The organism is Helicobacter sp. MIT 05-5294, from assembly GCF_000765675.1.
Taxonomy (GTDB): Bacteria; Campylobacterota; Campylobacteria; order Campylobacterales; family Helicobacteraceae; genus Helicobacter_D.
In genome coordinates this window covers 12,772-38,952 of the sequence record NZ_JRPA02000008.1, presented here as the reverse complement: position 1 = coordinate 38,952, position 26,181 = coordinate 12,772, and the positions used below count along the sequence as shown (strand labels likewise).

At 38.7% G+C, this 26,181-nt stretch carries 29 protein-coding genes; 24 read left to right on the top strand and 5 right to left on the bottom strand.

Annotated features, from left to right (window positions below; translation table 11 throughout):
• Nucleotides 1-33: 33 nt before the first annotated feature.
• Both LS69_RS05390 and mqnE read right to left on the bottom strand, forming a co-directional pair.
• Nucleotides 34-492 carry a phosphoribosyltransferase family protein gene (locus LS69_RS05390; protein WP_138122919.1) on the bottom strand — a complete coding sequence of 153 codons (459 nt, stop codon included), beginning with the start codon at nucleotides 490-492 and terminating at the stop codon, nucleotides 34-36.
• A 32-nt stretch (nucleotides 493-524) separates the two neighbouring features.
• Complete coding sequence (gene mqnE, locus LS69_RS05385; protein ID WP_138123025.1) at nucleotides 525-1,568, bottom strand: aminofutalosine synthase MqnE; 1,044 nt, start codon at nucleotides 1,566-1,568, stop codon at nucleotides 525-527.
• A 200-nt stretch (nucleotides 1,569-1,768) separates the two neighbouring features.
• Between mqnE and LS69_RS05380 the strand changes: the two genes are divergently transcribed.
• The 10 genes from LS69_RS05380 to LS69_RS10400 all read left to right on the top strand — a co-directional run bounded on the left by LS69_RS05380 (nucleotide 1,769) and on the right by LS69_RS10400 (nucleotide 12,396).
• On the top strand, nucleotides 1,769-2,308 hold the full coding sequence (locus tag LS69_RS05380) for a PAS domain-containing protein (RefSeq protein WP_138122917.1): 540 nt from the start codon (nucleotides 1,769-1,771) through the stop codon (nucleotides 2,306-2,308).
• Nucleotides 2,305-3,681 carry a methyl-accepting chemotaxis protein gene (locus LS69_RS05375; RefSeq protein ID WP_138122915.1) on the top strand — a complete coding sequence of 459 codons (1,377 nt, stop codon included), beginning with the start codon at nucleotides 2,305-2,307 and terminating at the stop codon, nucleotides 3,679-3,681. The genes LS69_RS05380 and LS69_RS05375 overlap by 4 nt, the downstream gene beginning before the upstream one ends.
• A gap of 206 nt (nucleotides 3,682-3,887) precedes the next feature.
• Nucleotides 3,888-4,097, top strand: a complete 210-nt coding sequence (locus LS69_RS05370; protein WP_138122913.1) for a hypothetical protein — start codon at nucleotides 3,888-3,890, stop codon at nucleotides 4,095-4,097.
• A 12-nt stretch (nucleotides 4,098-4,109) separates the two neighbouring features.
• The gene (locus tag LS69_RS05365) at nucleotides 4,110-4,784 is read left to right on the top strand and encodes an outer membrane beta-barrel protein (protein ID WP_194145424.1); all 675 of its coding nucleotides are present in this window, start codon (nucleotides 4,110-4,112) and stop codon (nucleotides 4,782-4,784) included.
• Nucleotides 4,785-4,973: 189 nt separating this feature from the next.
• Nucleotides 4,974-6,323 (top strand): MATE family efflux transporter, encoded by a 1,350-nt coding sequence (locus tag LS69_RS05360; protein ID WP_138122911.1) that lies wholly within the window; start codon nucleotides 4,974-4,976, stop codon nucleotides 6,321-6,323.
• A gap of 123 nt (nucleotides 6,324-6,446) precedes the next feature.
• Entirely contained in the window at nucleotides 6,447-7,853 is a 1,407-nt protein-coding gene (locus LS69_RS05355) for an aspartate ammonia-lyase (RefSeq protein WP_138122909.1), read from the top strand.
• Between the two features lie 9 nt (nucleotides 7,854-7,862).
• Nucleotides 7,863-9,209, top strand: a complete 1,347-nt coding sequence (locus tag LS69_RS05350) for an anaerobic C4-dicarboxylate transporter (RefSeq protein WP_138122907.1) — start codon at nucleotides 7,863-7,865, stop codon at nucleotides 9,207-9,209.
• A gap of 325 nt (nucleotides 9,210-9,534) precedes the next feature.
• Nucleotides 9,535-10,002: a cytochrome c nitrite reductase small subunit gene (nrfH, locus tag LS69_RS05345; RefSeq protein ID WP_238699182.1), complete on the top strand. Its 468-nt coding sequence runs from the start codon at nucleotides 9,535-9,537 to the stop codon at nucleotides 10,000-10,002.
• 20 nt (nucleotides 10,003-10,022) lie between these two features.
• Nucleotides 10,023-11,876, top strand: a complete 1,854-nt coding sequence (locus tag LS69_RS05340; RefSeq protein ID WP_138122903.1) for an ammonia-forming cytochrome c nitrite reductase subunit c552 — start codon at nucleotides 10,023-10,025, stop codon at nucleotides 11,874-11,876.
• A gap of 367 nt (nucleotides 11,877-12,243) precedes the next feature.
• The gene (locus LS69_RS10400) at nucleotides 12,244-12,396 is read left to right on the top strand and encodes a hypothetical protein (RefSeq protein WP_194145423.1); all 153 of its coding nucleotides are present in this window, start codon (nucleotides 12,244-12,246) and stop codon (nucleotides 12,394-12,396) included.
• Nucleotides 12,397-12,543: 147 nt separating this feature from the next.
• Here the strand turns inward: LS69_RS10400 and LS69_RS05335 are convergent, their stop codons facing one another.
• The 3 genes from LS69_RS05335 to exbB are packed head-to-tail and all read right to left on the bottom strand — an operon-like array spanning nucleotide 12,544 to nucleotide 14,014.
• A complete protein-coding gene (locus LS69_RS05335; protein WP_138122901.1) occupies nucleotides 12,544-13,209 on the bottom strand; it encodes an energy transducer TonB in 666 nt (221 codons plus the stop codon).
• On the bottom strand, nucleotides 13,206-13,595 hold the full coding sequence (gene exbD / locus LS69_RS05330) for a TonB system transport protein ExbD (protein ID WP_138122899.1): 390 nt from the start codon (nucleotides 13,593-13,595) through the stop codon (nucleotides 13,206-13,208). The genes LS69_RS05335 and exbD overlap by 4 nt, the downstream gene beginning before the upstream one ends.
• Complete coding sequence (gene exbB, locus LS69_RS05325; RefSeq protein ID WP_138122897.1) at nucleotides 13,595-14,014, bottom strand: TonB-system energizer ExbB; 420 nt, start codon at nucleotides 14,012-14,014, stop codon at nucleotides 13,595-13,597. Before exbB ends, exbD begins: the two co-directional genes overlap by 1 nt.
• A gap of 192 nt (nucleotides 14,015-14,206) precedes the next feature.
• On the opposite strand from exbB, the gene LS69_RS05320 reads away from it, so the two are divergent.
• The 14 genes from LS69_RS05320 (at nucleotide 14,207) to nadA (ending at nucleotide 26,179) form a co-directional block, all read left to right on the top strand.
• Nucleotides 14,207-16,327: a TonB-dependent receptor gene (locus LS69_RS05320; RefSeq protein ID WP_138122895.1), complete on the top strand. Its 2,121-nt coding sequence runs from the start codon at nucleotides 14,207-14,209 to the stop codon at nucleotides 16,325-16,327.
• A gap of 9 nt (nucleotides 16,328-16,336) precedes the next feature.
• Nucleotides 16,337-16,903, top strand: coding sequence for a PepSY domain-containing protein (locus tag LS69_RS05315; RefSeq protein ID WP_138122893.1), 567 nt, complete (start codon nucleotides 16,337-16,339; stop codon nucleotides 16,901-16,903).
• Nucleotides 16,904-17,029: 126 nt separating this feature from the next.
• Entirely contained in the window at nucleotides 17,030-17,182 is a 153-nt protein-coding gene (locus LS69_RS10395) for a hypothetical protein (protein WP_194145422.1), read from the top strand.
• An 80-nt stretch (nucleotides 17,183-17,262) separates the two neighbouring features.
• On the top strand, nucleotides 17,263-17,433 hold the full coding sequence (locus LS69_RS10390; RefSeq protein WP_194145421.1) for a hypothetical protein: 171 nt from the start codon (nucleotides 17,263-17,265) through the stop codon (nucleotides 17,431-17,433).
• Between the two features lie 144 nt (nucleotides 17,434-17,577).
• Nucleotides 17,578-18,795, top strand: coding sequence for a selenium metabolism membrane protein YedE/FdhT (yedE, locus tag LS69_RS05310; protein ID WP_138122891.1), 1,218 nt, complete (start codon nucleotides 17,578-17,580; stop codon nucleotides 18,793-18,795).
• Complete coding sequence (gene yedF / locus LS69_RS05305; RefSeq protein ID WP_138122889.1) at nucleotides 18,796-19,041, top strand: sulfurtransferase-like selenium metabolism protein YedF; 246 nt, start codon at nucleotides 18,796-18,798, stop codon at nucleotides 19,039-19,041. It abuts the gene before it with no gap.
• Nucleotides 19,042-19,456: 415 nt separating this feature from the next.
• Complete coding sequence (locus LS69_RS05300) at nucleotides 19,457-20,272, top strand: peptidyl-prolyl cis-trans isomerase (protein ID WP_138122887.1); 816 nt, start codon at nucleotides 19,457-19,459, stop codon at nucleotides 20,270-20,272.
• A gap of 9 nt (nucleotides 20,273-20,281) precedes the next feature.
• On the top strand, nucleotides 20,282-21,205 hold the full coding sequence (locus tag LS69_RS05295) for a class II fructose-bisphosphate aldolase (protein ID WP_138122885.1): 924 nt from the start codon (nucleotides 20,282-20,284) through the stop codon (nucleotides 21,203-21,205).
• A 13-nt stretch (nucleotides 21,206-21,218) separates the two neighbouring features.
• On the top strand, nucleotides 21,219-21,782 hold the full coding sequence (gene efp, locus LS69_RS05290; protein WP_138122883.1) for an elongation factor P: 564 nt from the start codon (nucleotides 21,219-21,221) through the stop codon (nucleotides 21,780-21,782).
• Between the two features lie 9 nt (nucleotides 21,783-21,791).
• A complete protein-coding gene (locus LS69_RS05285) occupies nucleotides 21,792-22,358 on the top strand; it encodes a DJ-1 family glyoxalase III (RefSeq protein WP_138122881.1) in 567 nt (188 codons plus the stop codon).
• Nucleotides 22,355-23,599 carry a murein transglycosylase domain-containing protein gene (locus LS69_RS05280; RefSeq protein WP_238699172.1) on the top strand — a complete coding sequence of 415 codons (1,245 nt, stop codon included), beginning with the start codon at nucleotides 22,355-22,357 and terminating at the stop codon, nucleotides 23,597-23,599. Before LS69_RS05285 ends, LS69_RS05280 begins: the two co-directional genes overlap by 4 nt.
• Before the next feature lie 3 nt (nucleotides 23,600-23,602).
• Nucleotides 23,603-24,316: an arginyltransferase gene (locus LS69_RS05275; protein ID WP_138122879.1), complete on the top strand. Its 714-nt coding sequence runs from the start codon at nucleotides 23,603-23,605 to the stop codon at nucleotides 24,314-24,316.
• 2 nt (nucleotides 24,317-24,318) lie between these two features.
• Nucleotides 24,319-25,173: a phosphatidylserine decarboxylase gene (locus LS69_RS05270; protein WP_238699170.1), complete on the top strand. Its 855-nt coding sequence runs from the start codon at nucleotides 24,319-24,321 to the stop codon at nucleotides 25,171-25,173.
• Nucleotides 25,174-25,183: 10 nt separating this feature from the next.
• Nucleotides 25,184-26,179, top strand: a complete 996-nt coding sequence (gene nadA, locus LS69_RS05265; RefSeq protein WP_138122877.1) for a quinolinate synthase NadA — start codon at nucleotides 25,184-25,186, stop codon at nucleotides 26,177-26,179.
• Nucleotides 26,180-26,181: the final 2 nt, after the last annotated feature.

The window sequence follows — 26,181 nt, the reverse complement described above, 5'->3', positions numbered from 1 at the left end:
TCTTTCGTTATCGCCCTGCATTGCTTTGACGCCCTATTTTTGTTCCTCACGCAAGGATTTCACAATATCCACTTCCCAAAAAAATTCCACCCAATCATTCGCCTCACGCACGATAAAATCCGGTTTGAATTGCGCGGTTGGTTTATGGAAAATACATGCGGTTTTAAAGTCTATGTTGGAGTTAATCGCGCTTAAAATGCTATAAACCTTTTCCATGCTTGTGCCACTATCTACAATTTCATCAACAATCAAAACGCGCCCATTTCCGCCAAGTTCCGGAATATTTGAAATCTGAATCTCTTGTTGCACTTTGTTAAAGAACGAAGACGCATTAATTGTATAAACGCGTCTTAAATCCAATGCGATTCCTAAAAAATGCGCCATTGTCAGCCCTCCGCGAGAAATCGCAACAATTGCATCGGGATTAAAATCAATCCTATCCACCAATTCTTTCATATCTTCCCTAAACATTTCGTAGCTATAATACTGCATTTTTCCTCCTTAAATTTAGATTCCACAAACTTCTAATACAAACGAATCTCGTTATACAAACTATCGCGCTCGACAGGCGTAAATCCTGCGTTTTTGATTTGTGCTATTAATTCATCTTTTAAGATTCCATTGGCACTTTTGCTCCCACTTGCACTTTGGATTGCTTCGCGTTGAATCGTGCCATCAATATCATCTGCGCCAAACTCTTGGGCAACCATTGCCAAATTTAGCCCCAAAGTCGCCCAATAAGCCTTAATATGCGGGATATTGGGTAGCAAGATTCTAGCAATTGCGATTGTTTTTAGAATCTCTTGCCCACTTGGGAAGTTTTTGACATTTAAAAAATTATTTTCTTTTTGATAGACAAGCGGAATAAAGGCATTGAATCCTCCGCTATCCTCTTGCGCATAATAAAGACGCAATAAATGATCAATGCGATGTTCGCGGGATTCTATATGTCCAAAAAGCATTGTCGCATTGGATTTTTTGCCTAAACTATGCCAAATTTTATGGATTTTAAGCCAATTTGTAGAATCTACTTTGCCCTTACAAACAAACGCGCGAATCTTTTCATCAAAAATCTCCGCCCCCCCACCGGGCATAGAATCCACGCCACTTTGCGCCATTAACTTCAAAACTTCCTCATAAGATTTGCCGCTTAAGACGCTTAGATAATTCACTTCTGCTGCGGTTAGGGCTTTGATATGGATTTGTGGGAAATTGGCTTTAAGCGTTTTAAAAAGCTCTAAATACCATTCTAGATTTAGCTTTGGATTATGCGCACCTACGATATGGAGTTCTAATGCTCCTGCTTCTATGGAATCTCTTGCGATTCTTAAAATCTCCTCTTGATTCATTGTATAAGCATTGGGATTCTTACGATGCGCAGAAAACCCACAAAACTTGCAAACATCTGCGCATTCATTCGTAGGATTGATATGGCGGTTGGAATTGAAAAACACTTTTTTGCCAAAATAGTCTTGCCGAATGGAATCCGCCATTTTGCCAAGCGTAAAAATATCCAAATCATAGAGTTTTAATGCTTTATTAGGGTCTAAAAATTCTTGATTGTCCATTGATTGATTTGCCACAATTTCGCCTTTTGTTTTCTCTGAAAATAAAATTATATAAAAATTTCTTTAACTTTAAATAGTTTTTGAGAATATTCTCCCCAATAAAAACCAAAAATAAAATTCAATCTTATTTTTAATTGATATTTTATTAAATTTCTATATATAATTAGCATTATTGACTTCTACAACACTAGGAACGCATTATGCACAGAACCCGCACCTTTGATTTGAGCAAAGAAATTTTCCTCAATGACGATACTCTCATCACTTCCAAAACAGACTTACAAGGCAGAATCACCTATGGCAATCAAGACTTTGTTAGATTCAGCGGATTTACCGAAAGAGAATTTCTCCATAAACCGCACAATTTAATCCGCCACCCCTTAATGCCTCGTTGCGCTTTTAAATTGCTGTGGGATTTTATGTATCAAGAGTTGGAATTTTTCGCTTTTGTATGCAATCTCTCCAAAACCGGAAACACTTATTGGGTTTTTGCCAACATTACCCCATCGTATGATGAAAATGGCAAAGTTATCAGTTATTATTCTGTGCGCAGACGCCCGAGTAAAAAAGGCGTAGAAACCTTGCAAGGCATTTATCAAACACTCTTAGAGATTGAAAAGGACAAAGGAATGGAAGCAGGTGTGCAGTTTGTCTTAGACTTTTTAGCCAAAAATCAAATTTCTTGGGACGAATTGATGATTAATCTGCAAAACGAAGGAAAAGTAGGAGGCTACCGATGAAAATCTTTTTGCTTAGCGGAATCGCACTAAGTTTGCTTGGGTTTGTTGTAGAGATTCTATTCAAAGGTTTTAGCGTTAATCTTGTATTTTTTGTCGCACTTGGAATCATCTTCCTGCTAAGTCTCATCAAATTTAGAAAACGCGAAGAGTTGATTCAAAAAATCCTAAAAGTCTCACGCCTCTATCAGCAAGGTAAGTTTGAAGCGCGTGTTTTAGAGGTTTATGGAGATTTGGATTTGCGCACGATTGCCAACACTTTAAACAATGTCGCGGACAATTTAGAAGCTTTTATGCGTGAAATCTCAACAGCGATTAAATATTCTCAAGAGGGGAAATATTTTCGTCTCGCGATTCCGCAAGGATTAAAGGGGGCGTTTATTTCTAATATTAATGGTATCAACGATGCTTTAACCAAAATCAAAGAAAATGCAAAAGACAATATCTCTAACGCACTTGCAAAATCCCTTATGGATATGAGTTTGGGTAGCCAAAATGAGAATCTCACGAAAATTTCCTTTGATTTAGATGGCGATATGCAGCATATGGAAATCGTGAATGAAAATGTTACCAATATCACAACTTCGGCTAAAAACTCCCAAAAAGATGTGGCTTCTATCACGGAATCCATAGATAGATTAATGGATATTATTAACGACAATTCTAGCACGATAGAGAGTTTCACGCAAAAGTCCAAAGATATTAATTCGGTAGTAGAAATCATCGCAGATATTGCCAACCAAACAAATCTACTCGCGCTCAATGCGAGTATTGAAGCTGCACGCGCGGGAGAACATGGACGCGGATTCGCAGTCGTGGCTGATGAGGTGCGCAAACTTGCAGAAAAAACGCAAAAAGCAACTAATGATATTTCTATTGTCGTCCAAACTATGCAACAAGAAATCGCAGGGATTCAGGATAATTTCGGCAAAGTATCGGAGTTTGCGAGTTCTACCCATAAATCTATCGCGGATTTTAACGAAATCTTTAGCGGTATGGAAAGCACCACTGCGACGCTCCAAGAAGTCTTTAACAAACTCTCTAGCAAATTGCTTCTTAGCGTTTCCAAGCTAGAACATATTGTATATAAATCTAATCTTTATCTAAGTTTTGACCACAAAAGAGAAACTTGCAATTTCAATGAAATCAACCCAATTTCCAAATATTTAGATGATGAGGATTCTATCCGAAAAATCGGAGATTTGGACATCGCAAGTCTGAATCGCACGAAAGTTGCTTTACTAGAAAACACCAATCAAGCCTTAGCGAAACTCAAAGAACCGCTAACTAAGGAAAATGCCGAATCTATCGTAAAAATCTTTGAAGTTATTGAAGAGACTTCTAAGCAAGCCATTACGCTTTTGGAAGAACACTAGAAATATCATCTCACTCCGCTGCGAGATTCCACTCTATACTAGAGACAAAATAGCCTTGCATTGTGGAATCCTACCCGTCATTGCGAGTAAGCATTGGTGAGTGTGGCGGTCCATAAGTCTATAAAGCGTTCGTGTTCTACTGCGTCATTGCGAGACTCCATAGAAGTCGTGGCAATCTATAATCTTAAATAAAATAGGATTCTACAATGGCGAGATTCTATATTATGGATTGCTTTGTCGCTACGCTCTGCGCAATGACGAGAGAGTGCGCTAAGGCGTCATTGAGAGAAATTATAGAATCTCCATTGTGCCATTTCCGCGAATTGCATTGTAATTTTCACAATGGCACAAAGCGGAATCTTGGGCAATCAATCGCAAGTGGAATCCTTTTTGCTAGAGAGAATTTAAAAGTCTAAAAGGATTGCTTGATGATTCGGTTTTTATTACTATTGGTTTGTGTAGTTTCCTTTGGGTTTGGTTATAGTGAGAGAAATGGAGTTTATGCTTCACAAAGCAACACCCACCCGCTTTATGAAGAGCGGCGGAATCGTCTTTTGGGGATTTATGGTATTTATAACTTGTCGGATTCTGACGCGGAGTTGCATGTTGCAGGTTATGAATCCCAAACTCATAAATTAAGTGAAAAGCAGTTTGGATTTGGTGTGCAAGGGGGTTATTTGCTTAATGAAAATCATAGAATCTTGGCAAATTTTGAATATAATTTAAAGAAAAATGGATTCTCTTATCAGACGCTTACACTTGGCTACGCCTTCACTCCAAGAGTGCCAAATACGACAAATTGGCGCGGATTGTTGGGTGTGAATGCAGGTTTGGTAAAGGCAAAGTTTGATAGCGGAAGTTTTGTAATTGGCGATAGTTCTATGGGGTCTTTGGATTTCACAGGATTTACTTATGGCGTGAAAGCAGGAGCGATTTATGAAATGGGCAATAGTGAGTTGGAGTTTGCCGTGAGTGCTAATAGACTGAATCTAGGTGAGGAAGAGGATAACATAGAAGTAAATGGAAGTCCAACAAACACCAAACTTGACTTGGGGCAAACCTCAAATATCAGTTTTTCTGTGGGATATAACTTTTTATTCTAAGTCTAGACTTCTCGCAATGATGCAGTAGCAGAATCCCACATTATAGATTTGCAAGTGTGGGTGCAATTTGTTCCACAAATTGCACTATGATTTTTGCTCTAGTTTTAGCTTGAATCCTTGTAGATTCCATTGTATAATATTGCCAACAAAACAATATCAATCCGCTAAACTTGGGAGTAAAACGCCTAAATGAAAAAAGCAAATCTTAAAACAACTGCGATTCCAAAGCTATTTTTATCTTATTTTTTGCCCTCGCTTATTGCGATGCTTGCGCTTTCTACTTATTCTACGATTGATGGAATCTTTGTTGGCAAAAAGCTCGGCGAAAACGCACTTGCAGCCATTGGAATTGCATGGCCTATTTTCCCGATTCTCATCGCATTTGAATTGCTCTTTAGCGTGGGAGCTGCCGCAATGGCTTCTTATTTTTTAGGGCGGGGCAAAGCATTTCGGGCGCGGATTGTCTTTAGCAGTGTGTTTTATTTTGCCCTAAGCACAAGCATAATAGGCGGAATCGCACTGTATTTTTATAGCGATTCTATTGCTTTGCTTCTTGGAAGCAGTGAGACGCTTTTGCCTCTTGTGCGTCAATACACTGAAGTGATTTATTTGGGGGCATTCATTATCGTCTTGCACCCTATGTTGGATATTTTTGCGATTAATGACAAACAGCCTGTTCTTGCGATGGTGGCGATGATTGTGGGTTCGGTGGCGAATATCGTCTTTAATTATTTTTTTCTATTTGTGTTTGAGCTTGGAATTGCAAGTAGTGCTTTGGCTACTCTACTAGGACACGGGATTGGAATGTGTATTTTGTTGCAACATTTTTTGCGCAAAAAGGGCGATTTGTATTTGATTAGAGCCTTTGATATTTACGCACTTTTGGGAGCAACGAAAAACGGAATCCCCCAAAGTAGTTCGGAAATTAGCGTGAGTTTGATGATGTTAATTTTTAACCATACGATTGAAGGAATCTCGGGAGATAGGGGGTTGGCGATTTATAGTGTGTTAATGTATGTCGGGATTATTCCTTTTACGATTCTGCTTTCTATGGCGCAAGGAGTGCAACCGATTGCGAGTTTCAACTATGGCGCGAAGCTTATGGAGAGGGTGCGCGGAATCTTTAACTTTGGTTTAGTTTTTAGTTTTTTGGGTGGAATCTCGCTTTATTTACTTTCGTTTATTTGTGCCCCTTTTCTTGTAATGTGGTTTTTGCCTGATGATATTGTGCTGCGAGATATGAATCTAGTAGAAGAAACGCAAAACGCGATGAAACTATACTTTTTAGGCTATATTTTATTAGGTGTTAATATTGTGAGTGCGATTTTTTTTCAATCTATCCAGCGCACCTTAAGTTCTTTTATTATCACCTTTGCTTATACTTTGTTTTTCGCGCTTTGTTTTGTGATGATTTTGCCTAAAATTTATGGATTTAATGGAGTGATTTTATCTTATCCTCTTGGGATTTTGTGTGCAACTTTCGTGGCATTTGGAATCGTTGTATATGAGTCTAGGTGTGGAATCTTGAAGAAAAATTAAATAAAAATAAAATATTTTTTTTATATTTTTAGATTAATGAAAAATATAAAATATTAGGTGTAATATCTATTTTACAAAGATTATTCAAGGTTAATCTTTAATTTAATTATAAGAAGGGTTATCATGGGAACTAGAAAAGAACATGACTTCATCGGCGAGTTAGAAATTGACGATTCCGTGTATTATGGAGTTCAAACTTTCAGAGCTTTAGAAAACTTCAAAATGACTGGAAGAACTCTTAAAAACTATCCTTTTTTTGTCAAAGCATTTGCACAAATCAAAAAGGCAGCTGCATTAGCAAACAAAGAGGTAGGAGTGCTTGACGCAGATAAAGCAGATGCGATTGCGAAAGCTGCGGATAGATTGATTGCTGGTGAGTTTATTGATCAATTTGTAGTAGATATGATGCAAGGCGGTGCGGGAACTTCCACAAATATGAATGTGAATGAAGTAATTACAAATATTGCGCTAGAAAGTATAGGGCATAAAAAAGGTGAGTATCAGTATTTACACCCAAATGATCATACAAACTTGGGACAATCCACAAATGATACCTATCCAAGTTCTATTAAAGTCGCAACTCACGAGAAATTGGGACATTTGCTAGAAGCTATGGAAGAATTAAAAAATGAGCTAGAAGTGAAAGCAAAAGAATGGAAAGATGTTATCAAAATGGGAAGAACAGAGTTAGAAGACGCTGTGCCAACCACACTTGGTAATACATTCAATGCGTTTGCGAGTTATATCAAAAGTGATATTGCCAAAATCAAAGCAGCAAGAGAATCTATGGCGGTGCTTAATATGGGCGCAACTGCGATTGGAACAGGGATTAACTGCCACCCAGATTACAAGTTTGTTGTAGAGAAAAAACTAAAAGAAATCACAGGGGTAGAGTTTAAACCCGCAGATGATTTTATCGCTGCAACTCAAGATACAGCGGATTTTGTGCATGTTAGTGGTGCGCTTAAAACCGCAGCGGTGAGACTTTCTAAAATCGCAAACGACATTCGTCTTATGAATAGTGGTCCTAGATGCGGTTTGGGCGAAGTAAATTTGCCAAAAATGCAGCCCGGAAGCTCTATTATGCCCGGAAAGGTAAATCCTGTAATTTGTGAAGTAGTAGGCGAAGCTTGCTATGAAGTGATTGGGAATGATGTAACCATTATGCTTTGTAGTGAGCGAGGCGAGTTTGAACTCAACGCGTTTGAACCCGGCATTGCTTACGCGCTTTTCAATTCTGTAACTGTGCTAGAAAATGCAATGAGAACTTTAGCTCAAAAAGCAATCAAAGGTTTAACAGCGAATCCTGAAGCTTGCAAACAATCTGTGCTTAATTCTATTGGAATCGTAACTGCATTCAATCCTGTGCTAGGCTATGAAAAATCCGCTAGTATGGCAAAAGAAGCATTGCAAACAGGCAAATCTGTCGCGGATATTTGTTTGGAAAGAGGCTATCTTCCTAAAGAAGAGATTGACAAAATCCTAGACCCAAAAAATATGCTTAATCCGCAAATGAAATCTAAAAAATAAGGAAAATAAATGGAAATGTTAATGCTTATCCTACAAGTGATTGTGCTACTTGGTGCGATTTTTGTAGGGATTAGACTTGGAGGAATCGGAATTGGTTACGCCGGAGGTTTAGGCGTTGTGATTTTAGGACTTGCGCTTGGTATGAAGCCCGGCGCGATTCCATGGGATGTTATTTTGATTATTATGTCTGTTATTGCTGCAATTTCTGCAATGCAACTTGCAGGAGGTTTGGATTATTTGGTTCAGATTGCCGAGCGAATCTTGCGTTCTAATCCAAAATACATTAACTACCTTGCACCTACCGTTACTTATTTTCTAACGATTTTAGCAGGGACAGGACACACTGCGTTTTCTATGATTCCGGTTATCGTGGAAGTAGCAAAAGAGCAAAACATTAAACCTTCTGCGCCACTTTCTATCGCGGTTGTTGCAAGTCAGATTGCAATTACTGCATCTCCTGTATCTGCCGCAGTTGTGTATATGACAGGCGCATTAGAGCCATTGGGTTGGAGCTATCCGCTATTGTTGGCAATTTGGATTCCAACTACATTTATCGGTTGTATGCTCACTGCATTCATTGTTACAATGTTCTCAAATCTTGATTTAAGCAAAGACCCTGTGTATCAAGATAGATTAGCAAAAGGCTTGGTAAAACCCTCTGTTGGCGCACAAAATATGCAACTTAAAGAAGGTGCAAAACTCTCTGTTGGTATCTTTTTGGTTGGCGTTTTATTGGTTGTTCTCTATGCGACTGCAATTTCAAAAATTGGCGGTAAGCCTGTTTTAATTGAAAATGTTATAGTTCCTAGAGATGCGGCGATTATGAGCTTTATGCTTGGAGTTGCGACTTTTATCACGATTCTTTGCAAAATTGAAGTGGGTAAAATCACTGAATCTAGCGTATTTAAAAGCGGTATGATTGCGTGCGTGTGTGTGCTTGGTGTGGCTTGGCTTGGAAATACTTTCGTAGATGGCTATAAAACACAAATTGGTGAGCTTTCAAGCGATTTGGTTAAACAAATTCCAGCTTTATTAGCTGTTGCTTATTTCTTTGCTGCAACTTTACTATACTCTCAAGCAGCGACTGCTAAAGCTATTACTCCAGTGGTGATTGCAGCACTTGGTATTAGCGCAGCAAATCCGGGAGATTCTTATATGATTGTTGCTTCATTTGCCGCAGTTTCTGCACTCTTTGTATTGCCTACTTATCCAACTTTGCTTGGTGCGGTGCAAATGGACGACACAGGCTCAACAAGAATCGGGCATTATATCTTTAACCATGCATTCTTGATTCCGGGCATTTTGGCGATTGCATTTAGCGTTATCTTAGGATTCGTTGCAGTTGCTTTTGTATAAATAAAATCCCTCAAGCTTCTTGCTTGGGGTTTTTGAATATTCTTAATTTCTAAGTATCTCTTCTATTGTGTCATTGCGCGGAGCGTAGCGACAAAGCAATCCTTAATATAGACTACCTACGATTCACTACCTTTTCATTGCTAACGCAGTAGAGATTCTATTTACCAATGATTTACTTTTTGATTTAAATCAAGGAATTTTCTGTCAATCCAAAATAAAATAATGCCCTTGAATTTGGAATCTCTTTGGTGATTTTGGATTCAAAAAATATTCAAAGGAGCGTAGATTGCAAGGTAAAGAATCTAAACCGCTCCCATTTGTCGCTTTGTTGCTCGGGATTCTGTGTGTGTTTGCTTGTATTGTGGGGCTTTATACTTTTTATAATGCAAAGGGTATGTCCTATTTCAGTAATGAGAGTGAAGCCTGTAACAACTGCCATATTATGAATGATGTTTATAATGATTGGTTGAAAGGTTCGCATTCAAAAAAAGTCGCAGGGAAACCGCGTGCAACTTGTAATGATTGCCATTTGCCGCATGAATTTGTAGAAAAGTGGATTGCAAAAGCGGAAAGTGGTGTAGGGCATGCGTATGCTTTTACCTTTAAATTAGATGTGTTGCCGACAAACTTAAGTGCGACAAAAAAATCTAAGGGTATGATTCAAGATAATTGTGTGCGTTGCCATAGCGAAATGGTGAGTAATGTCGTAAATCCTACGACTAATCCACATGGAAATGGGTCTCTTAGTTGTGTTTCTTGCCACGCAGGGGTAGGACATAAACGAGGTTTTTAAATTAACTTTAGGAGGTTAAAATGCAAAAAAAATCGCCTTTAATGCCAATTTTGGTGGTGATTGTTTTAATTGTGATTGCCGCGATGTTTTGGCTAAACTCTGATATTAGCAAAAAACAGGCGGAAAGCGTAGGTGGGCTAAGCTCTAAGGGCTTTGTGGAAATGAGTGATGAGAATCCTACATTTGATCATTGGGGCAAAAATTTCCCAGATTATTTGGATATGTATTTAACGGTGGAAAAACAAGCTCCAATTTCAACAGAATTTGGTGGAAATTTGGCTTATTCTAAATTGATTCGTTATCCACAGCTTACGATTCTTTGGGCGGGTTATCCTTTTAGCATTGACGCAAACGAAGAAAGAGGGCATTTTTGGATTCAAGTGGATCAAATGGATACCGCTAGAAACAACAAAGACTTCTTGAATGCTCACGGATTTGGCGCATTTGGCGGGCAACCTACTGCCTGTATGAATTGCCATAGTGGTTGGAGTCCTTGGCTTATGAAAAATGTTGGAATCGGGGATACTTTGGAAGAAAAATGGGTTTCTTTTAACTCTACGAAATATTGGACAATGATTAAAAATGTCCCTGCAGTTAATGGAATCGCTGAAAATTCACCTGAACACAGCGGACCACATGGTGGGAAAAGAATGGGTGTAACTTGTGCAGATTGCCATAATCCAAACGATATGCAGTTGCGCCTTACGCGACAAGCTGCGATTAATGCGCTTGCAAGTAGAGGATACGAAAAAGACCCCGTAACGGGCATTAAAGCAAGTCGTGATGAAATGCGCACACTTGTTTGCTCCCAATGCCATGTAGAGTATTATTTCAAACCAACTGGCACAAAAGTCAAAGTTATGGGCGAATCTATCGCAAACGATTCTACTCAAAAATGGTGGAATGGCACACAAAAAACTTATGATGAGTTTGATTCTTGGAGAAATGGTAACCAGCCAACAGAAATTGAAGTTGCAGGACTTGAATTGGTATTCCCTTGGAGTGCGTGGAAGAAAAACGAGCCTTTTAGAATTGAAATGTTTGACGAGCATTATGAGAAAGTGCGCGAGATTTTCCCACAAGATTGGCAACATAAAATCACAAAAGCTCCAATGTTGAAGATTCAACACCCTGAAACTGAACTCTTTAGTGGCGGTGTGCATGCAGCAAATGGCGTAAGTTGCGCGGATTGTCATATGCCTTACAAACGCAAAGGTGCGAAAAAAATGACAGAACATAATATCACTTCTCCATTGCAAGATATTAATGCAGCGTGCAAAACTTGCCATACTCAAAGCGAAGAGTATCTTAAAGCGCAAATTTTTGATATTCAAAAATCTATCGCATTTGATTTAAGGAGCGCGGAATATGCGACCGTTAGCTTGATTGAAGACATTAAAGTAATGCGTGAAAAACTCGGTGCATTGCCCGCATTCCAAACAGATGGCAAAGCAGACGATAAGAAAATTTCTGCAGCTTTAAAAGAGCCTTTAGAACTTCATCGTAAAGGGCAAATGCGAGGCGATTTCGTAGGTGCTGAAAACTCCACAGGATTCCACAATCCAAGAGAGGCAAGTAGAATGTTGCTTCAAGCTGTAGAAATGGCGAGAATGGGGCAAACTAAACTTGTTGAAATTGCAAACGCGAATGGAATCAAGGATTTCACAACTTCTAATTTAGGGTTTGAGGAGATTCAAAAATTCAACCCCGGAGAGATTCGCTACAAAGTGGATTTAAATGGTCATAAAGCGGGTGAGCGTTACTACAAGCACGAAGAAATCAATGGTCCAGCACCAAAAGAGTTGATGGAGTTGGATAAAAACAATAAACCTTATAATTATAAGGCGATTGACGCGAAAACTTCTGCCTATTAATGTGTAAAACCTAAGGCGTTCCGCGCTTTAGGCTAATGCAATGTAGAATCCATTGCTTTTTGTTGCGGGATTCTAACTTGCGTTTTGCGCTACTTATCGTTATGTGTTAGAATTGCAACGCAATTCGTGGCAATCTACCGCTTAGAATCTCACCCAAGATTTTTACCACCTTGTCATTGCGAGAAAATTTGAAAAATTTTCGTGGCAATCTATGATTTCGGCAACCAATAAACATACAATGGAATCCCAAAATCCGCATTTAATCACGCAAATAATCCTAGTCAAAGCCTAATGCACAACTCACAGACAAAGAAAAGGTAACCTTGATTTTCTTTTTTGCTAACGCTCCAAGGAAAATCTTTCCTTATTGTCTGTTCGTCTTACATTAGGCTTTGACTTTTGTTATTGCAAAGAATCCTCCACTGCGTCATTGCGAGACTTCGCAGAAGTCGTGGCAATCCATAATCTAAAGTCTCGCCAAAAAGTATTTTATAGCAACCCTTTTAGTTTAATATCGTAGATTTGCAAGTGTGGGCAAATCGCTAATGCAATGCGCACCACATTCACTACGCTCACTCCTCGCAATGACGGGTGGAGACTTTATTTTTGGCTTTGTCTCGTAATGACTTTGTGAATGCACAAATGCAGGGATTCTAAAGGTGGGATTTTAGTTTGTCAAGCGATAGATGATTGGAATCTGCAAATGCGCATTGTTAGTGTATATGGGGAAATACGCGGAGGCTTTTTGTATCGTCTGAAGCGCGTTTTCGTCCAAAACATCATAGCCTGAACTCTTAAGGACTTTCAAGTTTTTTAACTGCTTGTGCGTTGTCCATAAAAATCCCACGACAACTTCGCCTTGCATACGCATTTTTCGCGCTTTTCTTGGATAGTCTAGGGATTTATCAATAGAAGATTTCACTGCCCTTAAGAAAGGATTATCATCTTTGCCATACGATAGATAATGTGTGGAATCCTGCGAGGGCGCATTTGTGGAATCCTGCGAGGCTTGTGCGGTTTGTGTTTGCATTGTCTGTGGAATAGGTTTTGGTTTAGATTCGGCTTGATGGCGTTTCTTGTGTTTTTGATTTTTATGCTTGAAGTCTTTTGGGATAGGCTTTAGGCTTTCAAGTGGCTGTTGTATGGATTGTGTGCTAGAAGTAGCGGAGCTTTGCATTGCAAATTGCTTCATGGATAGCGTAAAGCTATTTTGACTTGCAGAAGGATTGATTACAAGCAAAGAAGTCGTCCAAAAAAGCCCGATTGCTAAAGGCAAGAAGCAAAGAATCGTTAAATAAAAAGCTTGGGATTTATGATTTAAAAACGGATTCATTGGGCTTTCTCGGTGATGATTTGGAAATTTTCGTGATGTTGGCTTCGCAAAATATCAATGATTTGTATAAAGCTATCAAATTTCGCATTTTTATCGCTTTTAAGCTCTACGATGGTTTGTTTATCTAAAGCATTGATTTTTTCTGTAATCTCTTCCAAACTCGCTTCTTTGTCTTCTATATAAAATACATTTTCAGCATTAATAATGATTTGCAATTTATGAGAATCATCAGAGCTTTGTTCGCTAGAATCGCTCTTAGGTAATTCTATCTTAATTTCTCCATGCGCGATAAAAGTAGAAATGCTCAAAACCATAGCTAAAAGCACCAAAATCACATCAATAAAAGGGACGATATTTAGCCCTTCTGAATGTTGGATTTTAAGCATTATTTATCCTTTTGGTAACGACTGCTAAGGAGGCTTACTTTGCGAAAAAGCGCATTGTGTGCCATAAGAGATGGAATCGCGACGACAAGCCCTAAGGCAGTTGCTTTAAGCGCAAGAGATAATCCTACGACAATAGATTTTACATCAATATTTCCGCTCATTCCCATATCATAAAAGGTAATCATAATCCCAATAACTGTGCCAAGAAGTCCGACATAAGGAGCGTTAGAGTAGATAATATGTAAGGTTGTGAGATTTTCTGTAATCGCATCGTCAAAGTCTTGTTGGCTTTGGAAATCTTGTAGATTCAACTTCCTAAAAAACAACAATCGTTCAATCACGCACCAAAGGGCAATAAATGCCATTAAACCAAGAATGCTAAAAATAATAATATCAATGTAGGTTTTGAGTGTCTCCATAGATTCCTCTTTCCTTGAAAAATAATTTTCGGATTATAAGAAATCAAAACTTATATAATAATTAGAATAGTTATTATTTATTTCAGATTATTTTTAATAATAGTTATTATAATTCCACATTCCAAAAAACCTAAATATTCATATAAATATTGCGAATTTTGGAAAAATATTTTTAAAATTAAAGGTCTAAAAATGCGAAAAATAGTTTTAAGCATTCCTGCTTGCTTGTTGCTTACGCAAGGCTTATCTGCGCAAACAGAGCAGTTTGTATTGGGAAATTCTGTCGTGAGTGCGGCTGGATTTGAACAAGACATTAAAGACGCACCCGCAAGTATTTCCGTCATCACAGGGGAAGAGATTATGGAGCGTCCGATTCGGGATTTGGGAGATATTGTGCAAGAAGTTCCAGGTGTTTCCACGACGGTTACCAAAACAGGAGGCACGACAATCGAAATGCGTGGTATGGCTTCGAAATACACTTTGATTCTCATTGATGGTAAGCGTATGAATATGGATTCTGGATTTGATGGTAATGGATTTGATTCTACAAGCGGATTTATTCCACCTGCAAGTATGATTGAACGCGTGGAGGTGATTCGTGGTCCTGCTTCTATTATCTATGGAAGTGATGCTATGGGGGGGGTGATTAACATTATCACCAAAAAGAATCCGGGTAAAGTTACAGGGACTATTTCAGCAGAAACAAGATTGCAAGAACACCATGATAATTGGGGGAATACTTATGGGACAAATGCGAATTTGTTTGCGCCTTTGGGTGAGCAGTTTTCGCTCAATCTAAGAGGCAAGGTTTATTATGGAGAAGCAAACCACTTCTACAAAAAAGACATTCCCGGTTATACGGTGCCACCCAATGATCCTAACCCCTACACAAGTCATTCTCCAACAAGCTATCGCAACTATTCCGCAGGTGGGAGATTGAATTATCTTTATGATGCACAAAATAGCTTTTATGCCGATGTAGATTATGGATTCCAAAGGCTAGGGAGCTTAAATACTTCTTCTTCACAGATTACCGCTGTGCGCGAATATCACCGCTGGAATACCGTGCTAAACCACGATGGAAACTATGAATGGGGAAGTATCAATAACTATCTCCAATACCTAAACACAACAAAGATTCCACATAGAGCGGAGGATTTAACAATGGGATTGCACCCCGGTCAAAGCTCTGGAATCAAAGATAGGACAAAACTAGTAGAAGACCAAAATATCATCGCAAGTTCTGCTTCTAAGTTAGATTATGACTTTGGTTCTAAAGGTGCTTTGATTCTCACAGGCGGTCCTTACTATAAATACGAGAAACTCTTAGATAGAAGCACGCATTTTCTTAAGGATTCCAATCTCTTTGCGGTATTTGGGGAAGGGGAATATTTCTTTAATGAATATATCTCCGCAACCGCAGGATTAAGAATCAACTATGACGATACTTATGAAGAGTTTTTCAACCCGCGATTCTATGTCAATACTTATCCTACAGAGTGGCTAACAATCAAAGCGGGGGTTGCAAGTGGTATGCGATTGCCCGAACTTGCTACGCGCTATGATGGGCTTTATGATATAAGCACAGATAGATTTGGTAATAATGTTGCAAATTATGGAAACTCAAGTCTCGAGGCAGAGGAAAGCTGGAATTATGAGCTAAGTGGAATCATAGAATCGCCCTTTGGGTTTTTTACTATTACAGGATTCTACACAGATTTTAGAAACGCAATTGCCACAGAAGATTATCAACAAAATATGAATCTACCCGGAGGATATGGCGTGTGTAATTATGCGACTTGCCGTATCTATGATAATGTAGATAAAGCGGCAATTTCAGGGTTAGAGGCTTCGCTTAAAACCAAGCCTATGCTCACAAGCATTATCCCTAATGGAATCACAGCGGATTTATCTTATGCTTTGACGGAAACAGAAAGAAAGAGTGGCGACAATAAAGGAACAGATTTAAACGATGTCCCTAGACATAACTTGTCTGCGAAAGTTTCCTATAAAACCGGCAAATGGAATACTTATGTGCGCTATGTGGGCAAACTCAAAACTCCAACAACCAACGCGCACACTGCAAATATCGGTCCCGGAGCGTATTATAAAGATATGCACACAGTGGATTTAGGTGTGAATTATCAGTGGAATAAAACTTGGCATTTTGGAGCGGTGATTAACAACTTGTTTGATAAAGATTATATAGATTATGTAACCTATCCTAGCGGTAGAGGTCAGTCTTATACGAACAATTACCAAAGAATGATTCCCGGACGCAACCTTTGGCTGAATGTCCGCGCAGAATTTTAAGGAAAAGAAATGTCAAAGAAGTTGATTTCTAATAAAACTTGGATGCAGATTCATTTGTATGTGAGTTTGTTTTTTATCCCTATGGCGTTGATTTATGCGATTACCGGTTCTTTGCATATTTTTGGGATTCGGCAAAATGCTGGGGCGGAGATTGTGGAAGTCAAAGTAGAATCGCAAATGGCGCAAAATATGCGAGGAAACGAACAGCAAGTGATATTAGAGACATTAAAGGCAAATGGACTAAAGATTCCAAGCAATACCGAAGTGAGATTCTTTAGAAACTCCCATTCTATGGGAGATTTGAAATACTCCGCTACACTTGCTAAAGACAAAGAGGGGAATCCTATCGTTAGGAGTGTGGATAGGCATTGGTATGGTGTGCTTTTGATGTTGCACAAAGCAGCTGGGAAATGGTATTTTGATGTTTTGGCGGTTGGGTTTTCTATCGCATTGATTGTATTGTATCTTTCTGGATTATTCTTGACTGCATTTTGCAAACGCAGTTGGAAGAGTGCGAGTGTTGCTGTGGTTTTGGGCTTTGTGATTACTGCTTTGGCGGTGGCTTGGAGCTTGTAGGGATTCTATTGTGGAATCCCAACGAACCCAATTTTGCTTTGTCCTTGCGCAAGGCATTGCAATGACGCAATGGCGTAACCCACCGTCATTGCAAGAAAATTTGAAAATTTTCGTGGTGTGCAATTTGTGAAACAAATTTCACCCGCGCTATGCAAATCCCTAATCCACAACATTAAAACAATAAAACAATCAATGGAAATTTATATAACAAAAGTAGAATCCACAGGACAAATTCATCATAGCCCCGACAAAGCAGGGCTAAGGCTTAATAAGCCTTGACAACGATTATACAAAGTAGTATAATCGCAACCAAGATGAATTTTGCTGACATCATCTTAGCTCCTTTTAGGGCATAGATTTTGCCGCAGGGTGCTAGACCTGTGGCAATCACCCTGCAACATTATACTTTAAAACTCCAAGAATTCCAAGTTTATTTACTGAATTATCATCGCACGGAGCGTAGCAACAAAGCAATCCAAAATCTCGCTCTAAAGATTCCATTGTCTATTTATTTAAGTTCCTTAGTATAGATTGCCACGAGTTTTTACAAAACTCTCGCAATGACGCAAAGCAAGATTCCAAAAATCTTTATTTTGGTTTAATTTTTTTAAATTATAATTCCAATCTCATTTTGGTGCAAGGTTTGCATATAACATTACTACAAGGACACTTTAATGCTTTCGATTTTAAGGCAATTCAAACAAAAATATCTTATCTATTTTTGGGATACTTCAAAGGCTATGGTTGCACTTGCGATTATTGCTTCCATTTATTTCGGATTTTTTGGGACAGGTTGGCAAGTTACGGGCGAGATGACGCGCTGGGGCGGTGAGTTTTTGGAGCTTTTTGGGCTTGATACGAGCAAATATAGCTATTATCAGATGACAAACCTCTCTGGTAATCCGCTCACTCGCTATGAGGGGCTTGTGCTGATTGGTATGTTCTTAGGTGCGCTCATAGCGGCTCTTTGGGCGAATAAAGTGAAATTTCGTCTTCCCGCTTCTAAGATTCGTGTTGCTCAAGCAATCCTTGGTGGTCTTTTATCTGGTTTTGGCGCGAGACTTGCGTTTGGTTGTAATTTGCTTGATTTCTTTACCGGGCTTCCATATTTCTCGCTCCACACTTGGGAATTTGCAATCTTTATGGTGCTTGGAATCTTCGTCGCAACAAAAGTTGGCAAACTCAAAATCTTTATGCCAAAAACCACACTTGAAAAATGCGGTGCAAATGGCAAAGGAATCGTGCATGATAAAAATCGCGCAAATCGCCATTTCAAGTATGGCTTAGCGATTTTGATTTTAACTCTTATTTGGGTTGTCTATCTTTTTGCCACGACTGAACCCTTTACTTTGAAAGTCAAATCCACTTTTTTACCGCTTGGATTGCTTTTTGGCTTGGTTTTTGGATTCGTGATTTCGCGCGGTCAAGTCTGCTTCACATCGTGTTTTCGGGATTTGTTTTTGTTTGGCAGAGATAATGCCGCAAAAGGCGCGTATTTCGGTATGATTATCGCCACATTTATTATCTTTATCCTTATGCTCAATGGCTACACAGCCTTTGTTAGAAGCCTTTCGGTCGCTGTTGCACTTGGTGCTTTTTTGTTTGGCTTTGGGATTGTTTTCGCCGGTGGTTGTGAATGTGGTTGGACATATAGAGCCGCTGAAGGGCAACTCCATTTTATGATAGTTGGTGTGGCAAATTTCGCGGGGACTGCTATTTTGGCATTGATTTATGATAAGATTCCTGATTGGATTAAATCCGGTCCCAAAATCCAACTTTTAAACGAAATGGGTGCTTTGCCCGGACTTGCTTTAAATATCGGGTTTTTGCTTCTCTCACTCGCACTCATTTTTGCTTACAAAAAACAATTTTTTGCTAAAAGGGGGCTATAAATGGCGAATTTAGAAAATGTTGAAATCACCTATACGCTTGATATTCAAGGCGAGGCTTGTCCAATGCCTGCTATTGCGACAATGGAAGTATTGCCACAGCTTAAAAAGGGGGAAGTTTTGGAAGTGCTTTGTGATTGCCCACAAGCGATTAATTCAATCCCTGTAGATGCTAAAAATAGAGGGTTTGAAGTCTTGGCAGTAGAACAAGATGGACCGACTTTAAGATTCGTGATACGCAAACCTTAATAATTCTTCTTGATTAAATTTTCGCCAAACATTCTTAAATGCCTTTATGTGGGCATTTGGTTGTTTGGTTGGAATCGCAAAACAATCTATAATCTAGCAAATCCATTTGGACTACTATTGTATTATTGCGAGAAAATTTGCAAAATTTTCGTGGCAATCTATAATCGCATATAAAGTAGATTTTACAATGGCGAGATTCTAGGTTATGGATTGCTTCGGCGTTGCCTTGTAATGACGCAACGAAATCTTAAATAGAATTGCAAAATGCTTCGTTTAAATATCACTAATTCGGATTTATTGTTTTAACTAAAGTAATTTTTAGTTTTTTGTTGAATAAATATAAAGAAGCCCTTTGTTAATTAAACATTAATCATTAAAAGGTAAAATTTCAAAAATTTTTAACTAAGGTTTCATCATGAAAAAGATTCTTATTAGTTCAGCATTGGCATTGGCGTTATGTCAGAGTGTAGGTTTTGCGAAAAATTATGCAGAAGTGAATGGTAAAGCAGTTACAGAAAAAGACATCGCGCCTTTAATGCGCTCACTTCCGGGCGTTGCATTTGAGCAGTTGCCAGAAGATGCTAAGGGGCAAATCATCAACCAAGCAATAGAGCGCAAACTCTTAATTGAACAAGCCAAAAAAGACAAAATCCAAAATTCTAAAGAGTTTAAAGAAGCACTTGCAGCCGCAGAAGAGGAGCTAATGCTCCAAGCTTGGATGGGCAAACAAATTGAAAAAATCAAAGTCAGCGAAGCGGAGATTAGCCAATTTTATAATCAAAACAAAGATAAATTCGTCCAACCTGAAATGGTAAGAGCAAGTCATATTTTAGTAAGCAGCGAAAGCGACGCGAAAGCAATCATTGCAGACCTTAAAAAAGCAGGGAAAAACGCAGCGGCAAGATTTAATGAAATCATTAGAGAAAAAATGCAAAATGGTTCTGCAAAAGATGGGGGAAATCTAGGATATTTCGCCAAAAATCAAATGGTTCCAGAGTTCTCTAACGCCGCATTTAAACTTAGCAAAGGCACTTACACAACTACCCCTGTTAAAACACAATTTGGCTATCATGTGATTTATGTAGAGGATAAAAAAGCTTCCGGCACCTTGGCGTTAAATGATATTAAAGGGCAGATTGAACAAAATATCAAAATGAAAAAGTTTCAAGAGAATCTTAAAAAAGAGGGAGAATCACTCCGTAAAAAAGCAAAAGTTGAGATTTTTAAATAAGGAATCCCAATGCTAGTTTGTGGAAATTCTATCTTAGATAAGGCAAATAAAGAAAACTACGGCGTGGGTGCGTTTAACTTCGTGAATTACGAAATGCTAAGTGCGATTTTTGAAGCGGCAAATCGCAAAAATTCTCCAATCATCGTTCAAGCAAGTGAGGGTGCAATCAAATACTTGGGGATTGATATGGCGGTGGGAATGGTCAAGATTCTAGCCAATGCTTACCCTCATATTCCTGTGGCATTGCATTTGGATCATGGGACAAGCTTTGAATCCTGCGTTAAAGCGATTCGTGCGGGATTTACTTCGGTGATGATTGACGCAAGTCATCATTGTTTTGAAGAGAATCTTAAAGAAACCAAAAGAGTAGTAGAAGTCGCGCATATTGCCGGAGTGAGTGTAGAAGCGGAACTCGGGCGTTTAATGGGGATTGAAGATAATATTTCTGTTGATGAAAAAGACGCGTGTTTGGTCAATCCTAGTGAGGCAGAAGAGTTTGTTAAAGAATCCAAAGTGGATTTTCTAGCTCCAGCTATCGGCACAAGTCATGGAGCGTTTAAATTCAAAGGCGAACCCAAGCTAGATTTTGAACGCTTGATTGAAGTTAAGAAACGCACAAAGATTCCATTGGTTTTACATGGTGCAAGTGCGATTCCACAAAATGTCAGTGAAGCCTTTTTGGCAAGTGGAGGGGATTTAAAAGGAAGCAAAGGTGTGCCTTTTGCATTTTTACAAGAAGCAGTGAAAGGTGGGATTAACAAAATCAACACCGATACGGATTTAAGAATCGCGTTTATGTCAGAAGTTAGGCGTGTGGCAAACGAAGACAAAACACAATTTGATTTGCGTAAATTCTTCGCCCCTGCTAAAGAATTTATGGTTAAAGTAATCGCCGAGCGTATGGATATTTTAGGAAGCTCTAATAAAATTTAAATAAAGGACAAAAATGGCTTATTCAATGGGAGATTTAAAAAAGGGTTTAAAAGTGGAATTAGAGGGGATTCCTTATAGAATCACAGAGTATCAGCATGTTAAACCCGGCAAAGGTGCGGCGTTTGTGCGCGTTAAAATGAAATCTTTTTTAGATGGCAGAGTGTTAGAAAAAACATTCCACGCAGGGGATAAATGCGAAGAACCCAACTTACAAGAACGCTCTATGCAGTTTTTATACCACGATGGCGATTATTTTCAGTTTATGGATAACGAAAACTATGAGCAAATTGGCTTAAGTGAAGACCAAGTGGGAGAGGTTGCGAAATGGCTAATTGATGGAATGGCAGCGAGTGTTTTGTTTCACAATGGCAAAGCAATCACGGTGAATGTGCCACAAACCGTGGAATTAAAAATCATCGAAACGCCCCCAAACTTCAAAGGCGATACAACAAGTGCGGGTAAAAAACCTGCTACACTAGAAACAGGCGCGGTAGTGCAAGTGCCTTACCATGTATTAGAGGGCGATGTGATTCGCGTCAATACAGAAACAGGCGAATATTTGGATAAAGTAAAATAAGGGGAAGCAATGGCAACGAGAGTTTTAATACCACTTGCAAAAGGGTTTGAAGAGATTGAAGCGATTTGTGTGATAGATGTGCTAAGGCGGGTAGGCTGCGAAGTAATCCTTGCTGCGGTAGATAAAGAATCGCAAGAAAGTCTTGTTGTGGAATCTCAAAGCGGTGTTAAGATTGTCGCGGATTTGAAAATTTCAGAAATTCAAGCCAATAATTTAGATGGAGTGGTTTTGCCCGGTGGTTGGGAAGGTACACAAAATCTAATCGCCTCTACTGCTTTACACGCGATTCTGTCCGAATTAAATGAAAAAGAAAGAATCTGCGCTGCGATTTGTGCAGCACCTTTAGCACTTTTTAAGCACAAGATTTTGACTAATCAAAATTTCACTTGCTATCCTAGTATTGAAAAAGAGATTGACAATCCTCATTACAAAGCAGATTCAAATGTCGTGCAAGATGGTAATTTGATTACTTCTAGGGGACCTGCGACAGCATTGGAGTTTGCGTTTTTTCTCGCGCGTGTTTTTGCAGGTGAGCAGAAGTCTCAAGAAGTTCAAACAGGAATGTTAAGCGTTTGAAAATCCTTAGAATCGCAAAAAATTTCAGCATTATTATAGGAAGCGGAATCCTATTAAGCGGTTGTTTGTTTGGTGTGAGGGATTTGATTTATAATCCGCAGATTCTCACTCAAGGTATCTCCAAAGAACAGGTGATTAAAAAAGCTGTAAATTACGCGCTAAATCCCGAGCAAATTGAAGCGGATATTAAAAGTTTTCAAGCAAACTTCAAAAAAGTTGTGGAGACTTTGACACAAAATGCTTCTAAAAAATGGGGCGAAGACAATGCGCCTACCGCCTCGCAAGAAGTGTATGTTAAATACACAGATTCTTACCTTTCACGCGCTCAAGTGGATTTTAGCAAAGGCGTGATTTCCGTAGCAACACTAGATACAAAGAATCCCGAAGAATCCCTCAAAAAGGCAATCGTTACGACGCTATTAACGCCAGAAGACCCAGAAGAAGTGGATTTGTATTCAGACAAAGAAGTTACCTTTACAAGCAAACCTTATTTGGCGGATTTGGTAAAGGATAATGAGGGAGAAGCGGTGCTTTATCCATGGAGAGCGAATCGCTATGCGGAGTATTTACTCGCAAATAAGCTTCAAACGACAGAGATTACAGAAAATGGCACAAAAAAGAAAGTTTATTTCGTGCAATTTGATATGGTAGAAGATAGAGAAGCGCAAAGTGAGCATAAATACGGCGAATATGTCGCAATTTTTGCTAAACAATATCAGCTAGAACAGGCATTAATCTTCGCAATTATCAAAACAGAATCTAGCTTTAACCCTTATGCGGTGAGCCATATTCCAGCTTATGGATTAATGCAAGTCGTGCCAACAAGTGCCGGAAGAGATGTTTATAGAACTCTTAATAATCAAGATGGAATCCCAACTAAAGAAATGCTTTTTGTGCCAAAAACCAATATCCAATATGGTTCTACTTATCTAAATATTCTTTTTACGCGCTATATTACGGGTGTGAAAAACTCATTATCCCACGAATATTGCGTGATTGCAGCTTATAATACAGGAAGCGGAAATGTCTTAAGTGTGTTTGACAAAGACCGCACAAAGGCAGTGCAAGTGATTAATTCAATGACTTCTGCTGAAGTGTATCGTAAATTACGCACTTCCTTGAAATACGAAGAAGCGCGTAATTATTTACAAAAAGTAACGACCGCTAAAAAAGAATTTCAAACACAAAGTGGCAATGCAGAATCCCTAAAAGATTCCAAACTTCATTTAAGTTTAAAGTAGTCAATGGAAGTTTATGAGTTAGTCCAAGCTCCAAGACCTTGTAGCTATTTGCCAAATTTAGAAGCGTCTTTTCGGTATTTTTATATTAAAGATTGCACGACTTATCTTTATTATGCGCTGTTAGAGCGTGGTTGGAGGCGATTTGGGAATTACTTTTTCGTGCCAACTTGCAAGAGCTGCGATGCGTGTATTTCTATCCGTCAAGATTGTGCGAATTTCGTATTTTCTAAATCCAACAAACGCACACTAAAAGCTCCTCTTACCCTGCAAGTTACGCGCCCAAGAGTGAGTAATGAGCATTTGTCTCTTTATGAAAAATACCACCAAAAAATGCAAGAAAAAAAGGGTTGGGAATATCAAGGAATCACCTTAGAGGCATATTATGATACTTTTGTGCAAGGATATTTAGACTTTGGTTATGAATTTGATTATTATGTGGGAGAAAAATTAGTAGGTGTTGCCTATGTGGATATTTTGCCTCCCGTGATTTCGGCGGTTTATTGTTTTTATGACCACGATTATGAGCATTTTTCTATCGGCACTTATTCTATTCTCAAACAGATAGAAGTTGCAAAAAGGTATAATATCAAATATCTTTATCCGGGCTATTGGATACCAAATCATCTTTCAATGGGCTATAAAGAGCGTTTCAAGCCTTTTGAAATTCTTTGCAATCGTCCGGACTTAAATGAAAACCCTCTTTGGGTTAAGGAGTAGTTTTGCATTACACAAATATGCTTTCTTTATGTTTTGAAAGGTTCGCTCGTTATAGATTTCACCCTAGATTGCAGCGTTGGATTAATGCGGCTTATGTGAAGATTTTTGATATTAAATTAGATGAATTTGATACTTTGGCGAGTTTCCCGAATCTCAACGCGCTTTTTACGCGCTCACTTGTCAAAATGCGCCCTTTTGATAAAGCGAAATTTCATTTGATTGCTCCTTGCGATTCTAGGATTATGGAAATGGGTTTATGCCAAGAAGATTATGCAATGCAAATCAAAGGTAAAAGTTATCGTGTGAGTGATTTTGTGAGGAAGAAATTAGAAGAGGGCTATTATTTTGTTAATTTCTATCTCTCGCCTCGCGATTATCATAGATTCCACGCACCTTTGAATCTTAAAGTCAAGTATTTGGAGTTTATCCAAGGCAAACTGCTTAGCGTGTGTGAAAAATCCCTACTTAAACACAATGAAGTTTTCACCCAAAACAAACGCGTCGTGCTAGAATGCGAAGATGAGTTTGGGGAATCGTTCTATTTAATTGCTGTGGGTGCGCTTAATGTGGGCAAGATTCAAATAAACTTCGCGCCTGAAGTTGTGGAATTTAAAGAATCTCAAAGCGTGTCCTTTGAACCTCCTATATCGCTTCAAAAGGGCGATGAAATTGGAAGTTTTTTGATGGGTTCTACGATTGTGTTATTGACCAAAAATTGGCATTATGATTTGAAAATTGGAGAAGAGGTTTATTTCGGGCAATGTATAGCGGCTCATAGCTCAAAAACGCAAACCATAGAATCTCAAATACCAAAGGATTCTCAAGATTCCAATTATTTTGAAGACAAATCATCATAAGGAAATATCAATGAAACAACAAATTAGAGATTTATTGACAGAATTAGACGCACTTTTGGTTGCGCATTTTTATCAGCGTGATGAAATCGTAGAAATGGCTGATTTGACAGGAGATAGTTTAGAATTAGCGCGTAAAGCTAGTGCGAGTGAAAAATCTAAAATCATCTTTTGCGGTGTTGGCTTTATGGGGCAAAGCGTAAAAATCTTAGCCCCGACAAAACAAGTCTTTATGCCAAGAATCGCGTGTTGTTCTATGGCAAGAATGATAGATAGTGATTATTTTGATCAATCTATCGCGTTGTTAAAAAGCTATGGAATCACAGAGATTTTTCCGATTACTTATATTAACTCTAATGCCGAAGTGAAAGCCAAAGTCGCAGAGCTAGAGGGTGTTGTTTGCACGAGTTCTAATGCGGCAAAGATTTTAGATTTTGCTCTTAAATCCAACAAAAAAATATTCTTCTTGCCCGATAGCTGTTTGGGACAGAATCTTGCAAGTCAAAACGGGCTTAAAAGCGCGGTTTTAGGTCTGGATTCTGTGGAAGCTATCAAGGAAGCGCAAGTGATTTGTTATAATGGATTTTGTTCTGTGCATCAGCTCTTTACCCCACAAGATATTGACTTTTATCGTGCTAAATTTCCTGATATTTTGATTGCCGTGCATCCTGAATGTCAGCCCAGTGTTGTCCAAAAAGCGGATTTTGTCGGCTCAACTAGCCAAATAATCCAATATGTGCAGAGTTTAGATGAAGCCCAAAAAGTCGCCGTAGGCACGGAATTTAATCTCGTCAATCGCTTAAGAAAGCCTATTAATGGAATCCAAAACACTTTTGTGCTAAGCTCTACAAAGCCCGAATGCCCAACAATGAATGAAACGACTTTGCAAGATGTGTTAAAATGCCTACAAGCAATCCAAAAAGGCGAATCTTATAATGAGATTCTTTTGGATTCTAAAATCGCAAAGAGTGCAAAAAAAGCATTAGATAAAATGCTACAATTATCTTAAAA

What these genes read in the sequence shown, in the direction of transcription:
- LS69_RS05390 (WP_138122919.1), bottom strand. Translation starts at nt 492, where the DNA reads ATGCAGTATTATAGCTACGAAATGTTTAGGGAAGATATGAAAGAATTG.
- mqnE (WP_138123025.1), bottom strand. Translation starts at nt 1,568, where the DNA reads ATGGACAATCAAGAATTTTTAGACCCTAATAAAGCATTAAAACTCTAT.
- LS69_RS05380 (WP_138122917.1), top strand. Translation starts at nt 1,769, where the DNA reads ATGCACAGAACCCGCACCTTTGATTTGAGCAAAGAAATTTTCCTCAAT.
- LS69_RS05375 (WP_138122915.1), top strand. Translation starts at nt 2,305, where the DNA reads ATGAAAATCTTTTTGCTTAGCGGAATCGCACTAAGTTTGCTTGGGTTT.
- LS69_RS05370 (WP_138122913.1), top strand. Translation starts at nt 3,888, where the DNA reads ATGGCGAGATTCTATATTATGGATTGCTTTGTCGCTACGCTCTGCGCA.
- LS69_RS05365 (WP_194145424.1), top strand. Translation starts at nt 4,110, where the DNA reads ATGATTCGGTTTTTATTACTATTGGTTTGTGTAGTTTCCTTTGGGTTT.
- LS69_RS05360 (WP_138122911.1), top strand. Translation starts at nt 4,974, where the DNA reads ATGAAAAAAGCAAATCTTAAAACAACTGCGATTCCAAAGCTATTTTTA.
- LS69_RS05355 (WP_138122909.1), top strand. Translation starts at nt 6,447, where the DNA reads ATGGGAACTAGAAAAGAACATGACTTCATCGGCGAGTTAGAAATTGAC.
- LS69_RS05350 (WP_138122907.1), top strand. Translation starts at nt 7,863, where the DNA reads ATGGAAATGTTAATGCTTATCCTACAAGTGATTGTGCTACTTGGTGCG.
- LS69_RS05340 (WP_138122903.1), top strand. Translation starts at nt 10,023, where the DNA reads ATGCAAAAAAAATCGCCTTTAATGCCAATTTTGGTGGTGATTGTTTTA.
- LS69_RS05335 (WP_138122901.1), bottom strand. Translation starts at nt 13,209, where the DNA reads ATGAATCCGTTTTTAAATCATAAATCCCAAGCTTTTTATTTAACGATT.
- exbD (WP_138122899.1), bottom strand. Translation starts at nt 13,595, where the DNA reads ATGCTTAAAATCCAACATTCAGAAGGGCTAAATATCGTCCCTTTTATT.
- exbB (WP_138122897.1), bottom strand. Translation starts at nt 14,014, where the DNA reads ATGGAGACACTCAAAACCTACATTGATATTATTATTTTTAGCATTCTT.
- LS69_RS05320 (WP_138122895.1), top strand. Translation starts at nt 14,207, where the DNA reads ATGCGAAAAATAGTTTTAAGCATTCCTGCTTGCTTGTTGCTTACGCAA.
- LS69_RS05315 (WP_138122893.1), top strand. Translation starts at nt 16,337, where the DNA reads ATGTCAAAGAAGTTGATTTCTAATAAAACTTGGATGCAGATTCATTTG.
- yedE (WP_138122891.1), top strand. Translation starts at nt 17,578, where the DNA reads ATGCTTTCGATTTTAAGGCAATTCAAACAAAAATATCTTATCTATTTT.
- yedF (WP_138122889.1), top strand. Translation starts at nt 18,796, where the DNA reads ATGGCGAATTTAGAAAATGTTGAAATCACCTATACGCTTGATATTCAA.
- LS69_RS05300 (WP_138122887.1), top strand. Translation starts at nt 19,457, where the DNA reads ATGAAAAAGATTCTTATTAGTTCAGCATTGGCATTGGCGTTATGTCAG.
- LS69_RS05295 (WP_138122885.1), top strand. Translation starts at nt 20,282, where the DNA reads ATGCTAGTTTGTGGAAATTCTATCTTAGATAAGGCAAATAAAGAAAAC.
- efp (WP_138122883.1), top strand. Translation starts at nt 21,219, where the DNA reads ATGGCTTATTCAATGGGAGATTTAAAAAAGGGTTTAAAAGTGGAATTA.
- LS69_RS05285 (WP_138122881.1), top strand. Translation starts at nt 21,792, where the DNA reads ATGGCAACGAGAGTTTTAATACCACTTGCAAAAGGGTTTGAAGAGATT.
- LS69_RS05275 (WP_138122879.1), top strand. Translation starts at nt 23,603, where the DNA reads ATGGAAGTTTATGAGTTAGTCCAAGCTCCAAGACCTTGTAGCTATTTG.
- nadA (WP_138122877.1), top strand. Translation starts at nt 25,184, where the DNA reads ATGAAACAACAAATTAGAGATTTATTGACAGAATTAGACGCACTTTTG.